This window comes from Streptomyces liliiviolaceus (genome assembly GCF_018070025.1).
GTDB lineage: Bacteria > Actinomycetota > Actinomycetes > Streptomycetales > Streptomycetaceae > Streptomyces > Streptomyces liliiviolaceus.
In genome coordinates this window covers 3378500-3393838 of sequence record NZ_JAGPYQ010000001.1, presented here as the reverse complement: position 1 = coordinate 3393838, position 15339 = coordinate 3378500, and the positions used below count along the sequence as shown (strand labels likewise).

The window sequence follows — 15339 nt, the reverse complement described above, 5'->3', positions numbered from 1 at the left end:
CCCATCACGGAGTCTCGGGCTTGCCGTTCTCATCTTCTCCCACGGAACTGAGGAGTTGACCCGGCTCCACGGCAAGTCCCTTCGCAATGTCAAGAAGGGTCAGCACGCTGGGATTACGTTTGCCGTGCTCGATGTAGATGAGACCGCGAAAGCTCAGTCCGCTTCGGTCTGCAAGATGTTCCAGGCTGTAGCCAAGCTCCTCTCGGATTCGTCGGATTTGCAGACCAATGGCGAGGAGTCGGGGATCCGGCGGAGTTTTGGGTTGAGGCACATGGTGACTCGACCGTCACCCATTCAGGCACACCATGAACAGCTGTGCATAACTACTTAAAGTAGCGGACAGCATCCGCGAGTCAGGAACGGAGCGGCGCCCCATCATCCGTCCCTACGGCGCCTCCGAGTGCCGCAGGAGATGCAGGCGTGCGCCACCGAGGGGTCCCGAGTAGGCGGAGTTGAGCGCTATGGATGGCCTGAGCATGCCGTTCGATCGCTGGCACAAGAGCTACCCGAAACCGGAGCGCGGAGAAACGCCGTGCAACTGCGGGACGAAGCGGCGCCCTTCGTACCCGTCTGCGGATCATGGCCGCGGTCGCCAGTGGCAAGCCCGCTACACGGACTCCGCGGGCGTGCCGCGCCGTTACTCGTTCGCCTCCTGGGAGGAATGCCGGGACCATTTGGACTGCGCCCGTAGGATCGCCGAGAAATATCCGTCACCGGAGTCCGGTCCGATGAATCTGCCGGTTGCTTTTTTTGCCCGACGGTTTATTGAACGAAGACATACGCGCAGCAAGAATGACAACACGACAAATACCTACGACAGTCACCTGCGGAATCACATCCTGCCGTTCGCCGGTCAGCGCCTCGCGGCGACATTGTGTCGCCGGGATTCCGCAGCGTTGGTGGATTTCCTTCTCGCTCGGCCGAGTCTCGGGTCCGCGTACACGGTGGTACAGATCTTCAAGACGTGGCGAATCCTCGTGCATTACATGCTGGACGAGGACGTTCCTCTCCCCCGCAACATTGTGGCGCGCATCGACCTGCCCGAGATCACTCCACGCGTCAGGGCCCCTCTCACACCGGCACAAGTCACGGCAGTCGCAGCAGCCATGCGGCTGGTGGCGCCGCGCTACGAAATCTTCATCTGGCTCGCCGCATGCGCGGGCCTGCGCCAGGGCGAAACCCTCGGACTGCGACACGGCCACATCAACCGGGACGAGGGCCGGCTCCATATCCAGGAACAGAGACAGCACGGCAAAGCCGTTGCCCTCAAGACCAAGGCCAGCCGCGCCACTCTGCCAGTGGACCACTTCCTCATGGAGCGAATGGACCGCCACGTCCTGCAGTTCACCGGACCAGAGCCAGTGACGCATGGCGCAGTTCGGCCTCACCCCGCACGCGCATGTACCGAACCGCCCGACGAGGACCTTCTGGTGACGAACCGGTTCGGCAGGCCCGTCCTGAACAGCGACTTCCACAGTCAGTGGAAGAAGGCCCTGGAGGTAGCCGGACTCCCCCCGGACACTCGCTTCCAGGACTTGAAGCACTTCTACACGACCACGCTCGGCGCCTGTGGCAGGCACGATCCGAAAACCGTGCAGGCTCTCTCCCGGCACGCCGAGTTCTCCGAGACGTGGGACACCTACGCTCATCCTCCCGTCGCCGCTGAGGAAGTCACAGTCACCGCGTTCAGCTCCGTTTTCGCCTGAACTGGCAGAGCTGGCCGGCCAAGCCCTTTGCGCTCGCGTCCGGTAGATGTCCGACCGTTGGATCTTGCATGTGAATGGTGGGATGTGAGGGGCGGGATACGGCCGTCATTTGCGGCAAGCCCTTGCTCTGAAGTGCGCGAACCTGGCCACTCCGTGTTCGGTCTACGCGTGTTGTCATCCCCAGGCAGGACTGCCTCCCCTAGGGCTCGTCCCTGGGGACATGGGGTTAACCCCCGAGTCTCCTTCGCGGGCATGACGCTGCGTTATCGGCTGGTAGGCAATCTGTAGGCAGGACGACAGCTCGGGGTGACGCAGTGTGTGACCGATATTCCTTCGCCTCAGACACTCGCGACATCTGCCTCGCCCCCGACGGATGGCCGCCGCCACGAGTTCGCCGTCTGCTCCGTAAGGCGACTTACGGAGCAGCCACAGCCCGGGTGCAGCACTTACGTGACTCCATCGCGTGATCTGTGCCTACGGTTTGGCCGGACCCTCGACCCGTCCGCGAAAGGGCACCTGCCCATGTCCAAGAAACAGTCCGCACCACCTGCCATGGATGTCCGCGTTGGCGGGCTGCACCTGGTGATCCAGCATTTTCCCGTCGCGCTCATTCGGACCGTGAGCACAGTACTGGCTTCTGGTCTCACGGTCTGGATTGCTCTGCGCTGAATCCGCCAGGGAGGTCGAGGCACAACCCTGCGTGGGGCGTGTCCCCGACCTCCATGCCCCTGTACTCCTCCTCGGTCTGCAGCGCGGCGGGTCCTCGCCCGCGGACCAACCGTGGCGACCGGATAATCCGACGAGACTGCATGTGGCAGAGAGCCGCGAGGTGCCCCCAGCGACCTCCCTTCAGAGGACGGCGCCAGCCCATGGCTCTTCTCAGCACGTGTGCTGGCCGGATTTGGCAACGCGGGGGCGGTACAGGCACGCCGCCGTCTACTGCGTTGATCGGGCTTGCGTTCGCCCGGGCACGATCACCCGAGGGCTCGCGTTTTCGCCGCGTGAGGCGTCGCAGGATTGGCGAGCGGAGCCTTCTGGCGGCGAAGGAGCGCCGGCCTGCAATTCAGTGCACGTATTCGGCGGACAAGCTTCAGGACACCGTCGACTCTGTCGCTGCCGGAGCGCTCGCCGCCTCCTTCGACGGAAGTCATCATCAACCCGAAGAGCAGGTACTTCAGCTCCCCCGCTGTGATGCGGAGTTGGCCGGCCACGCGGTGCGGGCGGATGTCTTTGCTGCGCAGCCCCTGGAAGGCTTGGTCAGAATCTGTGATGTCTGCCTCAGGTCCATCCCCGCATGCGCAGGGAGCAGTCGCACATGCACAAGCCCTCGTGCACCGCGCCGGGTCCATCCCCGCGTGCGCGGGCAGCAGTTCTTCGCCGCGGTCCCCGCTGGCGGTGTGTCGGGTCCATCCCCGCGTGCACGGGGAGCAGGACTTCGAGCACGCGCCCGGGCGCGAGGCGAAGGGTCCATCCCCGCGTGCACGGGGAGCAGGACTGCTTGGTGTTCGCCGCGGACGCCGTCATGGGTCCATCCCCGCGTGCGCGGGGAGCAGGCCTCGGGGAACTGGACGACGTCCGCCCCGTCGGGTCCATCCCCGCGTACGCGGGGAGCAGACGGGAGCGGTGGCCGCGATGACCCCGGCCCGGGGTCCATCCCCGCGTGCGCGGGGAGCAGTTCATCCACTTCGCCGCGATCGACGCAGCACAGGGTCCATCCCCGCGTGCGCGGGGAGCAGGAACCGGGTCTGCTTGTGGCGCCCGGCCAGATGGGTCCATCCCCGCGTGCGCGGGGAGCAGGACTTGGCGTGTTCCTTCCCGATCCCCATGTGCGGTCCATCCCCGCGTGCGCGGGGAGCAGACCTCCGTCTCGTGATCGAGGACGGGGCTGATGGGTCCATCCCCGCGTGCGCGGGGAGCAGCATGCGATCACCGCACACAGCTGCAACGAATCGGGTCCATCCCCGCGTGCGCGGGGAGCAGAACCCGTTCCTGGCCGGAGGCTGGGCGGTGCAGGGTCCATCCCCGCGTGCGCGGGGAGCAGGTCCATACCGGGTAGGCGACGTCGTCGCCGTCGGGTCCATCCCCGCGTGCGCGGGGAGCAGGTTCGCTGAGGCGATCACCGTGAAGGCGGTGCGGGTCCATCCCCGCGTGCGCGGGGAGCAGGCGAGGAGGCGTGGTGGGTGGGGGACCTGCGCGGGTCCATCCCCGCGTGCGCGGGGAGCAGATCGACGAGGCGTTCGCGCACGAGGACTACCGGGGTCCATCCCCGCGTGCGCGGGGAGCAGCTGCTGTGCCTCCCGCCGGTCACCCGTGTGCCGGGTCCATCCCCGCGTGCGCGGGGAGCAGGTCTCCTCTCACACAGGAGACCCGGCCCGACTGGGTCCATCCCCGCGTGCGCGGGGAGCAGTCCCGGCCCATCGCGTACGCCACGGCGCCCGAGGGTCCATCCCCGCGTGCGCGGGGAGCAGACGTGCGCGAAGTGCCTGGTCGCCCTGGCGGGGGGTCCATCCCCGCGTGCGCGGGGAGCAGTGCGGCGCTCCTTGCGGTCTGATCGAATTCGAGGGTCCATCCCCGCGTGCGCGGGGAGCAGCGGTCCCCGAGCGCCCAGGAGCCGAGCGGGGCGGGTCCATCCCCGCGTGCGCGGGGAGCAGATCGCTTTGGCTTCGGCGATGCCGTGCTCGTTGGGTCCATCCCCGCGTGCGCGGGGAGCAGGACGGCTTGTCCTTCCCGCCGTCGCCCTGGATGGGTCCATCCCCGCGTGCGCGGGGAGCAGTGAGGTAGGACAACACGTCCTACTGCGGCGGATGGGTCCATCCCCGCGTGCGCGGGGAGCAGAACGTCTTGGAGCCGATGCAGGACCCGGAGCTGGGTCCATCCCCGCGTGCGCGGGGAGCAGGCTGCGTGACCTGGGACTTTACCGTCGCTCCGCTCGGTTTCCGAGCAGTTTCATCGATTCGGACAAACAGGTCATAACGGAGGACCGTTGAGGTCTTAGTGTGCAGCGGGCTCTACCCGGTGGAAGAGCCATCGGCGGATGGTACGGCTTGTCGTGTGCGGGCACGCTGATTGCGCAGGAATGGCTTCCTCGGTCAATGGATTTTCCTCGTATGCCGGTTGTGGCCTGCACTTTGGCTGTATGCATCAGGGATGACGGGTGGAGGGGAGCTCCGGTCGGGGCTGAGCGGGCGGTTGTCGGGACCGGTGCGGGGCGTGTGGGCCAAGCACGATCGGGATACCGAGGGCTGGTTGCCGCTGTGGTGTCATATGGAGGACAGCGGCTCCGTGGCCGGGCTGTTGTGGGATCGCTGGGTGTCCTCGAACGTGCGGGCTCTGGTGGCCGAGGCGTTGCCCGGCGGGGAGGAGGACGCCCGGCTTCTCGCGGTGTGGCTGGCGGTCGTTCACGACATCGGCAAGGCGACTCCCGCTTTCGCCTGTCAGGTGGATCAGCTCGCCGACCGGATGCGTCGGGAGGGCCTGGAGATGCCCACCCGGCGGCAGTTCGGCGCCGACCGCAAGCTGGCCCCGCACAGTCTGGCAGGGCAGGTGCTGCTCGGTGAGTGGCTCGAAGAGCGTTATGGCTGGACGCGGAAGCAGTCCGGGCAGTTCGGCATCGTGCCGGGTGGCCATCACGGGGTGCCTCCGGAGCATGGGCAGATCAAGGAGCTGGATGACCGCCCGCATCTGCTGCGTACCTCCGGCCCCAGCCGCGCGGTGTGGCAGCGGGTGCAGGACGAGTTGCTCGACGCGTGCGCCGACGAATACGGCGTACGGGAGCGCCTGGAGGCCTGGGGGGCGGTGAAGTTGCCGCAGCCGGTTCAGGTGCTGCTGACGGCTCTGGTGATCGTGGCCGACTGGATTGCCAGCAATCCCGAGCTGTTTCCGTATTTTCCGCAGGAGATCCACCGTACGGGCCAGGAGCGGATGGCCGCTGCCTGGCGGGGGCTGAGCCTGCCGCCGCCCTGGCGGCCCGTCGAGCCGGCCGGGGACGTAGCGGAGGTTTTCGCGTCCCGTTTCGATCTGCCGCCGGGGGCGGAGGTCCGGCCTGTGCAGGAGGCGGCGGTCCGGTTGGCCCGCTCGATGCCCGCGCCGGGTCTGATGGTGATCGAGGCGCCGATGGGTGAGGGGAAGACGGAGGCTGCGCTGGCCGTTGCTGAGATTTTCGCGGCTCGCTCCGGCGCGGGCGGTGTGCTTCTCGCGTTGCCGACCATGGCTACCGGCAACGCGATGTTTCCCCGTCTGCTGGACTGGCTGGAGCGGCTGCCCTTCGAGGAGGGCGCCCGGCTGTCCGTTCTGCTGGCGCACTCCAAGGCTGCCCTCAACGACGAGTACGCCGGTCTGATGCGGGAGAGCCGGCAGCAGATCACCGCCGTGGATACGGACGCCGAGATATCCGAGTGGCGGCCGGGGCACGAAAAGCGTTCCGCGCCGGCGGAGTTGGTCGCGCACGAGTGGCTGCGGGGTCGCAAGAAGGCGATGCTGTCGTCGTTCGTCGCGGGGACCGTCGATCAACTGCTGTTCGCCGGGCTGAAGAGCCGGCACCTGGCGCTGCGCCATCTGGCGGTCGCGGGCAAGGTCGTCGTGATCGACGAGGCGCACGCGTACGACACGTACATGAGCGTCTATCTGGACCGGGTGCTGTCGTGGCTGGGTGCCTACCGGGTTCCGGTGGTGGTGCTGTCCGCGACGCTGCCCGCGGCCCGGCGCCGTCAGCTCGCGGAGGCATACGCGGGAGCGGTCACCGTGGCCAGCTCGGGCGCGGTTGCCGCGGAGTTCGAGGCAGTGGCGCAGGCCGACGCCTATCCCCTGCTGACCGCCGTTGCGGCCGGGCGGCCCCCCGTGATGGAGCGCCCCGCGGCTTCCGCGCGAGGTGGTGCCGTCCGCGTCGAGCCTCTCGATGACGATCTGGATGTCCTGGCCGACCGGCTGGCTGCCGAACTCGACGGCGGGGGCTGTGTCCTGGTGGTTCGTAATACCGTCCGGCGGGTCCTGGACACCGCCCGGGTGCTGCGCGAGCGGTTCGGTGACGAGCAGGTGACCGTCGCGCACTCGTGCTTCCTCGACGTCGACCGGGCGGCCAAGGATGCCGACCTGCTGGTCCGCTTCGGCCCGCCCGGGAAGGCGGGAGACCGTCGCCCGGTCAAGCACATCGTGGTCGCCAGCCAGGTGGCTGAACAGTCCCTCGATGTCGACTTCGACCTGCTCGTCACCGACCTGTGCCCGGTCGACCTGCTGCTCCAGCGCATGGGACGCCTCCACCGCCACCAACGGGGCGCGAAGCAGGAACACCGGCCCGAGGGATTGCGCGCGGCCCGCTGCCTGGTGACCGGTGTGGATTGGGGTAGCGAGGTGCCGACGCCGGTGCGGGGCTCGGTCGCCGTGTACGGGGCGTACGCGCTGCTGCGCTCGGCGGCCGTGCTGCTGCCGCACCTTGAGGGTGCGCGCCGACCGGTGCAACTGCCCCGCGACATCAGCGCGCTGGTGCAGGAAGCGTACGGGGGCGGGCTGATCGGCCCCGAGGGCTGGGCCGAGGCGATGACGAAGGCGCTTGAGCAGCAGGAGCGGCACCGCACGGATCAGGCGGAGCGCGCCCAGGTGTTCCGCCTCGGCGACGTCCAAAGGCCAGGGCGGCCGCTCATCGGCTGGATCGCGGCCGGGGCGGGTGACGCGGACGACACCCGTGCGGGCAGGGCCCAGGTCCGGGACAGCAAGGAGAGCCTGGAAGTCGTCGTCGTACAGCGCCACTTGGACGGGTCGTTGGCCACGGTGCCGTGGCTGGACAAGGGCAGGGGCGGGCTGGAACTGCCCCTGGACCGGGTCCCGTCGCCGAAGGCAGCCCGGGCAGCTGCCGGGTGCGGGCTGCGGCTGCCCATCCAGTTCTCGTACGGCGACGTGATGGACCGGGCGATCACAGAACTCGAAAAACTCTACGTGCCTGCCTGGCAGGCGAAGGACAGCCCCTGGCTCGCCGGCCAGCTGATTCTCACGCTCGACGCCGATTGTCAGACCCGCCTGGCAGGCTTCTCACTCCACTACAGCCAACGGGACGGCCTTGAGGTGAGCAGTGACTGAAGCAAGCACGGCGAGCACCGCGCGCACGGTAGAAGACGAGTTGGTGTCCGAGGCGCCGTCCCGGGTGTCGTTCGATCTGACCACCCGGCCGTGGATACCGGTCCAGCAACTGGACGGCACCCAAACTGAGCTCTCCCTGCACGAGGTCTTCGCCCAGGCCGACGGACTGCGCCGAATCGTCGGGGACCTGCCCACGCAGGAGTTCGCCCTCCTGCGCCTGCTTCTCGCCATCGCCCATGATGCTCTCGACGGGCCGCGGGACATCGAGCACTGGTCGGACCTGTGGGCCGATGACGATTGCTTCGCACCCGTTCCCGCATACCTTGCCCAGCACCGCGACCGGTTCGACCTGCTGCACCCGGTGACACCGTTCTTCCAGGTCGCGGGCCTGCGCACGGCGCGGGACGAAGTCTTCTCCCTCAACCGGATCGTCGCCGACGTCCCGAACGGCGAGCCCTTCTTCAGCTCCCGTCAGCCGGCCGTCGACCGTCTCGGCTTCGCCGAGGCCGCCCGCTGGATCGTCCACACACACGCCTACGACACCTCCGGCATCAAGACCGGCGTCGACGGCGACGACCGCGCCAAGGGCGGCAAGGTGTATCCGCTGGGGGTCGGCTGGGCCGGCACGCTCGGCGGGGTCTTCGCCGAAGGCAGCACCCTGCGGGAAACCCTGCTGCTGAACCTGATCGCCGCGGACACCACCGGCCTGCGGTCCGACCCCGATGACCGCCCCGCCTGGCGCAGAGAACCATCAGGTCCCGGCACCGCCGGAGCGCGGCACCCCTCAGGGGTGCGGGACTTGTACACCTGGCAGACGCGGAGGCTGCGGCTCCACTTCGACGCGGACGGAGCGCATGGCGTCGTCCTCGGTTACGGTGACCCGCTCACCGCGCACAACATGCACACCCACGAGCCGATGACCGCATGGCGGCGCAGTCCCGCGCAGGAGAAGAAACGCGGTGAGTCACTGGTCTACCTGCCGCGCGAGCACGACCCCGCACGGTCCGCATGGCGAGGGCTTGCTGCTTTGATCGTCAACCGCACGGACAGCGCTCAGGGTTCCGAGGCCGCGCAGGGGCTGCGGCCGGGTGTCCTCGAATGGGTGGCCCGGCTGGTGACCGAGGGAGAGCTGCCGCGCGGCTTCCTCATCCGGGCTCGTATCATCGGCCCTCTCTACGGCACCCAGCAGTCCGTGATCGACGAGATCGCTGACGACCGTCTCGCCCTGGCGGTCAGGCTCCTCCACCAGCAAGACCGCGCGTACGCGCAGCAGGCCATCGACGCGGTCTCCGACGCGGAAGGCGCCGTCACCGCCCTCGGTGACCTCGCAACCGACCTGGCCCGCGCCGCAGGCATCGACTCGGACCCCCTCCGAGGTACCACTCGCGATCTCGGTTTCGCCGTACTCGACGGCCCCTACCGCACCTGGCTCCAGGACCTCGCCCAAGCCGACGACCCGTACGAGCGGCGCAAGGTCTGGCAGCGGGACGCGCATCGCCTGATCGCACAGCTGGGCGAGCAGCAGTTGGCGCAGGCGGGCGCGGCCGCGTGGGAAGGCCGGACCGTCGCAGCGAAGAAGGGCTCCCTGTGGCTGAACTCCGCGCTCGCCGACCAGTGGTTCCGCAGTCGTCTCAACAAAGCCCTGAGTCATCCGTTCTCCGACCGGGAAGCCGGTTCCGACCCCGCGCCCGGCTCTGACTCCTCTGCTGCGAAGGAGCCCGCATGACCACCGACACCGCCACCGTGCCGACCATCCGGCAACGGGTCGGACAGATCACCGGCGAGATCATCGCCCCGCTTCAACAGGGCTATCTCAAGGACCAGGCCCATGCGGTGGCGGCATTGGCCAGGCTGCGCCGCGGAGCGGGCAAGAAGTACGAACAGGTACCGGACCTGTGGGGCCTGGCCGACACCGGCCCGCTCCACGACAAACCACACAACGGCAGCCGTCCCCTGAACGAGGACGAACTGACCCGCGCGGAGGACGCCATCCATGTCGCCCTCACCCTGTGGGCCCTGCACCAGCAGTCCCGCAGAACGGCAATGCACCAGCGCGACCGCCGGGACAAGCCAACGGGCCTGGGCGCAGCCGTGCGGGCACTGATGCCGAAGGACGAGATCGCCGAGCCGGTCCGCAAACGCCTGGTCCGCGCCGGCACCGCACCGGATCTCCCCTCCCTCGCCCAGCGGCTGCGCGACCTCGTCCTCCTGCTGCGCGGCAACGACATCGCGCTCGACTACGCGCTGCTCGCCGAGCAGCTCTACCGCTGGCAGCAGCCCGGCGGCCAAGACGCCGTACGCCGCGCCTGGGGCCGCTCGTTCCACGCCTACCGCGCCCCCGACAACGAGCCCGACCCCGACCTCGATGACAGCGGGTCCGACGCTTCGCGCCTCTCCGACGACACCACCGACAAGGACGCCTCGTGAACCGCATCTTCCTCGATGTGCACGCCCTGCAGACCGTCCCTCCCAGCAACCTGAACCGCGACGACACAGGCGCGCCGAAGTCCGCCGTGTACGGCGGGGTGCCCCGAGCCCGTGTCTCCAGCCAGGCGTGGAAGCGTGCCACCCGCTCATACTTCGGCGACGAGCACCTCCTGGACCCTAGCGAGCTGGGAGTACGCACGAAGAAGGTCGCCGAAGTCCTCGCCACCCGCATCACCGCGCTGGAACCGTCACTGAAGGATGCTGAGGCTCTCCTGCTCGCCGCCGAGATGATCCAAGGGGCAACGGGCTCCAAGATCGAGGTACCCAAGCGGAAGGCCGGCGAGGAGAAAGACGGAGCGGAAGAATCAGCGCCCCAGTCCAAGTACCTGATGTTCCTCAGCGCCCGGCAGCTCGACGGTCTCGCCGCGCTCGCCGTCGAAGGCGCCGCCGACATCAAGAAGTTCCTGAAGGACAAGGACAACAAGGCCCGCGCCAAGCAGATCGCCGACACCCGTCACTCCGTCGACATCGCCCTGTTCGGCCGCATGGTCGCCGACTCCGCCGACATCAACGTCGATGCAGCCGTCCAGGTCGCCCACGCGATCAGCGTGCACCGGGTGGACAACGAATCCGACTACTACACGGCCGTCGACGACCGCAACACCGACGCGGAACCCGGAGCCGGAATGATTGGCACCGTCGACTTCAACTCCGCCACCCTCTACCGCTACGCCGCGCTCGGCGTCCACCAGCTCGCCGCCAACCTCGGCGAAGGACTGCGCGCGGACGAACCCCGCATCACCCCGGTACGCCGAGCGGTCGAAGCGTTCCTGCACGGCTTCGTCGCCTCCCTGCCCACCGGGAAGATCAACACCTTCGGCAACCACACCCTCCCCGACGCGGTCGTCATCAAGCTCCGCACCACCCGCCCCATCAGTTTCGTCGCGGCCTTCGAAGAGCCCGTATCCGCCGAACAGGGAAGCGGACATCTGCGGGAGGCATCCGCGCGCCTGGCCAACTACATCCCCGACATCGAACGGGCTTACGGCGACGGGGAGTCGACCCTGACCTGGGTGCTGCGCGTCGGCCCGAACACCAAGAAGCTCGCAGGAATCGGCACGGAAGCCGGCAGTCTTACCGCGCTCGTCAAGTCGGTCGGCGAAGCGGTCGCCGACCGCATGGAACAGTCCGCATGAGCGTGCTCACCCTGCGGCTGGCCGGCCCCCTGCAAGCCTGGGGGGCCTCCGCCCGCTTCATCCGCCGCACCACCGAGGCGGCCCCGACCAAGAGCGGGGTGATCGGCATGCTGGCCGCCGCTCAAGGTCTCCAACGCGGCGACGACGCCGGGCTCGCACCGTTGAGCGCCCTGCGCTTCGGCGTCCGCATCGACCAGCCAGGCACGCGCATACGGGACTTCCAGACCGCCCACCACGCGGTCACCGGCAAGTCCATGCCGCTCTCCGAACGCTTCTACCTCGCCGATGCCGTCTTCGTCGCCGCCCTCGAAGGCGACCACACGCTCCTCACCGCACTCCACACAGCCCTGCGCGCGCCGGTCTACCCGCCCTACCTCGGCCGGCGTTCCTGCCCGCCCTCCCTCCCGGTCGAACTTGGCGTCCACCCCGACATCAGTCTCGACCAGGCGCTGCGCAACGAGCCCTGGCAGGCGTCCGCCTGGCACCAAAAACGCCACCGCGACCAGCCCACGGTGACACTGGTGATCCTGCGGGAGGCCACCAGCGCCGAACGCGACGGGGACGAGGACGTACTGCGTGACCAGCCGCTCAGCTTCGCCGCCGAACACCGCCGGCATACCCTGCGCACCGTGCTCAGCACGATCGTGAACGTCCCCAACCCACTGGCACGGGCCACCCGCCTGCCCGCGTCCGGGCACACCGTGCCGCACCATGACCCGCTCGGTGGACTGGAGGAGGAGACCGCCTGATGTATCTGACCCGTTTCCGCGTGAACACCGGGCGCCCGGGCGCCCGCCGGCTGCTCTCCTCACCCCAGTCGCTGCACGCCGCGGCCATGTCGTCCTTCCCTGGCCTGCTGCCGACCACAACCGACGGGCCCAGAGTGCTGTGGCGCCTTGACCACAACGCGCGCGCCGAAGTCTTCCTGTACATCGTCAGCCCCGAGCGGCCCGACCTGACTCACCTCGTCGAACAGGCCGGCTGGCCGGCCGCCGCCCTCGACCCCGACACACCCGGCTGGCAGACCCGCCCCTACGCCCCGTTCCTCGAACGCCTCACCAAAGGCGGCACCTGGGCGTTCCGGCTCACCGCCAACCCGGTCCACCACATTCGCCGCAAAGACGGCGAACCGACCAAGCGCACCGCCCACCGCACCCCCGTCCACCAGAAGGCATGGCTCCTCGACCGCCAAGAACGCTCAGGCTTCCGAGTCGTGGAGAAGAGCGACGAGAACCGGCTCCTGCCCGGCGGCACGACACACCAGGGCCACATCCACCACGGTGACCGGCACGAGCTGACCGTCCGTGAGCCACGCTCCCTGGCCTTCTTCAAATCCGACGAAGCCGGCCCGCAACGGCACCGCGTGACGGTGGTGACCGCCACCTTCGACGGCCGCCTCGAAGTCACCGACGCCGAGGCACTGCGCCGCACCCTCACGCAGGGCCTCGGCAAGGCGAAGGCCTACGGCTGCGGCCTGATGACCCTCGCCCCGCTGCCCACGACCGAGTGAACCCGTGACAACCGTCGGCAAACGCACCGCACTCACCCCACGCCACCTCACCCGCACCGCAGAACGTCTCTCCTTCATCTACCTGGAACGCTGCACCATCCACCGGGACGCCAACGCCATCACCGCCGAAGACGCCGACGGCACCACCCACATCCCCTCCGCCACCATCGGCACCCTCCTCCTCGGCCCCGGCACCCGCATCACCCACCAGGCCATGAGCGTCCTCGGCGAAACCGGCGCAGGCGTCGTCTGGGTCGGCGAACACGGCGTCCGCTACTACGCCGGCGGCAGAGCGCTCAGCCGCTCCGCCGCTCTCCTCGAAGCCCAGGCCACCAGGTGGGCCAACATGCGCAGCCGCCTCGCCGTCGCCCGCGCCATGTACCGGCTGCGCTTCCCCGACGAAGATCCGGACGGCCTGACCCGCCAACAGCTGCTCGGCCGTGAAGGCGACCGCGTCAAAGACTGCTACCGCACCCAGGCCGCCCGCACCGGCGTCCGCTGGTCAGGCAGGAAGTACACCCCCGGCGACTTCACCAGCGGCGACCCCGTCAACCAGGCCATCACCGCCGCCGCCCAGTGCATGTACGGCATCGCCCACGCCGTCGTCACCTCCCTGGGCTGCAGCCCCGGACTCGGCTTCGTCCACTCCGGCCACGAGCTCTCCTTCGTCCTGGATATCGCCGACCTCTACAAAACCGAGACCGGCATTCCCCTCGCCTTCGACATCGCGGCCGAAGCGGACGAGGACGTCGGCCCCCGCACCCGCCGCGCCCTACGGGACCGCATCAACGACACCGGGCTGCTGAACCGCTGCGTCAACGACATCAAACACCTCCTCCTACCGAACGACACGAGCCGCAGCAGGCACAGCGACGAAGACCGCGTCACGCTCCAGACCGATGGCGGCCACGAAGTCGCCGCCGGACGGAACTACGGTGACGCCGACGAAGCAGTCATCTGGTGACCGTCATCGTCCTCACCAACTGCCCGCCCGGCCTCCGCGGATTCCTGACCCGCTGGCTCCTGGAAATCTCCGCAGGCGTCTTCATCGGCAACCCGTCAGCAAGAATCCGCGACGCCCTGTGGAACGAAGTCCAGCAATACGCCGGCCAAGGCCGCGCCCTACTCGCCCACACCACCAACAACGAACAGGGCTTCACCTTCCGCACCCACGACCACGCCTGGCACCCCACCGACCACGAAGGCCTCACCCTCATCCGACGCCCGAACAACAACACCCCACCCCAGAACAGCGAACCCCCACCCGGCTGGAGCAAAGCATCGAAGCGCCGCCGATTCGGCAAAAAATAGATGAGAATAATACCTTTTAAGAAAATTGCTGGATTCGTGAAAGCGCTCAGAAACCGAGCTGGCCTACGGTAAACACGCAGGTCACGAAGCCGGCTCCCCACGCACGCGGGGATGGACCCCGCGGCAGCCGCCTGCCTCCGTTGATGCCGGACGACATGTACGGGATGCATGGCGACACATGTCCGACAGAAGGGAGTTCCGAGACTCTCAAGTACCTGTCAGGCCTCTACCACGAGATGGAGAAAGCACGCGCCCAGGATTCCCATTGGCGTGCCGAGCCGGTCCCCGAGATCAGCGAGTTGGGCGGCGCGCTGGAGGATTTACATGACGGCTTCAAGGCCCCCAATCACCCCTGTCAGCGCCGTTTGGAATTTTCGAGATCACCTCAGATTGATCCGCACCTGGGTCCAAACGGGGCCTTATCAGGGAACGGATATTTCCCGTTGCTCCCTAATGCGTCCAGCTCGCCACTTACCGAAAGCATTTGCCAGCGTTGTACTGCTGTAGGATGGCAGCCCATCACCAAATTTTCGAAGTTTTTCGTAAGTTACTTTTAGATCGCCTTCGGTGGGAAATTTACCGAATTGAATAGCCATCTCTAGAACGTCTTCTACGGTGATGACTTCGAGATCACGTCCCGCGGCGAGCGCTTGGCCACCTTGGTCGTCAATAGCTACGAAGACCTCACGTCCCTGGTCCTGGTAGTGCACCCCGTGCGCTACTACCACGGCTTCCCCGAGATCCTTCGACTCTCGAAGGGCGTCTTCGAGTTGGCGTCCTCGCATTTCCACAAAAACTTCAACCACGCGCTTTGGTGCCGACTGGGCTTCGAGTGCCGGAAGGACTTCTACGCACTGACTGTTCGTGAAGCGCGTCCACCGAAGTTTGAGCCCCCGGTACTTCCGGTCCTTTCTTGCAACTTCGTCGCAGACTTCCTGCGGAACCAGAAGTACCAGGTCGGCTCTCTGTAGCACTTCCACTAGAAGGCGTTGAAGGTTCGCGCCGACAAAATGCACACAGATAACGGCGTCAAGGATACAGACCGGTTCTTGTTCCTCTATCGAAGAAGCATCATCGCAGGACGCTTCTGTCTGCTCCTTGGGCAATCCCCCACCCCTTC

Annotated in this window: 11 protein-coding genes and 1 CRISPR repeat array; of the genes, 9 read left to right on the top strand and 2 right to left on the bottom strand. The window is 67.6% G+C overall.

Annotation, left to right across the window (positions count from 1 at the left end; translation table 11 throughout):
* Positions 1-4 precede the first annotated feature (4 nt).
* Positions 5-271, bottom strand: a complete 267-nt coding sequence (locus J8N05_RS14810; RefSeq protein WP_210883147.1) for a helix-turn-helix domain-containing protein — start codon at positions 269-271, stop codon at positions 5-7.
* A gap of 190 nt (positions 272-461) precedes the next feature.
* Between J8N05_RS14810 and J8N05_RS14805 the strand changes: the two genes are divergently transcribed.
* The 9 genes from J8N05_RS14805 to cas2e all read left to right on the top strand — a co-directional run bounded on the left by J8N05_RS14805 (position 462) and on the right by cas2e (position 14219).
* Complete coding sequence (locus J8N05_RS14805; protein WP_247706281.1) at positions 462-1706, top strand: tyrosine-type recombinase/integrase; 1245 nt, start codon at positions 462-464, stop codon at positions 1704-1706.
* Positions 1707-2986: 1280 nt separating this feature from the next.
* A CRISPR array of direct repeats spans positions 2987-4602; the repeat unit is 29 nt; unit sequence GGGTCCATCCCCGCGTGCGCGGGGAGCAG.
* Between the two features lie 251 nt (positions 4603-4853).
* Positions 4854-7775: a CRISPR-associated helicase Cas3' gene (cas3, locus tag J8N05_RS14800; RefSeq protein WP_210883146.1), complete on the top strand. Its 2922-nt coding sequence runs from the start codon at positions 4854-4856 to the stop codon at positions 7773-7775.
* Positions 7768-9501: a type I-E CRISPR-associated protein Cse1/CasA gene (casA, locus tag J8N05_RS14795; protein ID WP_407699908.1), complete on the top strand. Its 1734-nt coding sequence runs from the start codon at positions 7768-7770 to the stop codon at positions 9499-9501. The genes cas3 and casA overlap by 8 nt, the downstream gene beginning before the upstream one ends.
* Positions 9498-10202, top strand: a complete 705-nt coding sequence (casB, locus tag J8N05_RS14790; protein ID WP_210883145.1) for a type I-E CRISPR-associated protein Cse2/CasB — start codon at positions 9498-9500, stop codon at positions 10200-10202. Before casA ends, casB begins: the two co-directional genes overlap by 4 nt.
* The gene (gene cas7e, locus J8N05_RS14785; RefSeq protein ID WP_210883144.1) at positions 10199-11398 is read left to right on the top strand and encodes a type I-E CRISPR-associated protein Cas7/Cse4/CasC; all 1200 of its coding nucleotides are present in this window, start codon (positions 10199-10201) and stop codon (positions 11396-11398) included. The genes casB and cas7e overlap by 4 nt, the downstream gene beginning before the upstream one ends.
* Positions 11395-12147, top strand: a complete 753-nt coding sequence (gene cas5e / locus J8N05_RS14780; RefSeq protein WP_210883143.1) for a type I-E CRISPR-associated protein Cas5/CasD — start codon at positions 11395-11397, stop codon at positions 12145-12147. The genes cas7e and cas5e overlap by 4 nt, the downstream gene beginning before the upstream one ends.
* Positions 12147-12908, top strand: a complete 762-nt coding sequence (cas6e, locus tag J8N05_RS14775) for a type I-E CRISPR-associated protein Cas6/Cse3/CasE (RefSeq protein WP_210883142.1) — start codon at positions 12147-12149, stop codon at positions 12906-12908. Before cas5e ends, cas6e begins: the two co-directional genes overlap by 1 nt.
* A gap of 4 nt (positions 12909-12912) precedes the next feature.
* On the top strand, positions 12913-13872 hold the full coding sequence (cas1e, locus tag J8N05_RS14770) for a type I-E CRISPR-associated endonuclease Cas1e (RefSeq protein WP_210883141.1): 960 nt from the start codon (positions 12913-12915) through the stop codon (positions 13870-13872).
* Positions 13869-14219, top strand: a complete 351-nt coding sequence (gene cas2e / locus J8N05_RS14765; RefSeq protein WP_210883140.1) for a type I-E CRISPR-associated endoribonuclease Cas2e — start codon at positions 13869-13871, stop codon at positions 14217-14219. The genes cas1e and cas2e overlap by 4 nt, the downstream gene beginning before the upstream one ends.
* Positions 14220-14641: 422 nt before the next feature.
* On the opposite strand, the gene J8N05_RS14760 is transcribed toward cas2e, so the two are convergent.
* A complete protein-coding gene (locus J8N05_RS14760; protein ID WP_210883139.1) occupies positions 14642-15325 on the bottom strand; it encodes a PIN domain-containing protein in 684 nt (227 codons plus the stop codon).
* Positions 15326-15339: the final 14 nt, after the last annotated feature.

What these genes read in the sequence shown, in the direction of transcription:
- J8N05_RS14805 (WP_247706281.1), top strand. Translation starts at nt 462, where the DNA reads ATGGATGGCCTGAGCATGCCGTTCGATCGCTGGCACAAGAGCTACCCG.
- cas3 (WP_210883146.1), top strand. Translation starts at nt 4,854, where the DNA reads ATGACGGGTGGAGGGGAGCTCCGGTCGGGGCTGAGCGGGCGGTTGTCG.
- casB (WP_210883145.1), top strand. Translation starts at nt 9,498, where the DNA reads ATGACCACCGACACCGCCACCGTGCCGACCATCCGGCAACGGGTCGGA.
- cas5e (WP_210883143.1), top strand. Translation starts at nt 11,395, where the DNA reads ATGAGCGTGCTCACCCTGCGGCTGGCCGGCCCCCTGCAAGCCTGGGGG.
- cas6e (WP_210883142.1), top strand. Translation starts at nt 12,147, where the DNA reads ATGTATCTGACCCGTTTCCGCGTGAACACCGGGCGCCCGGGCGCCCGC.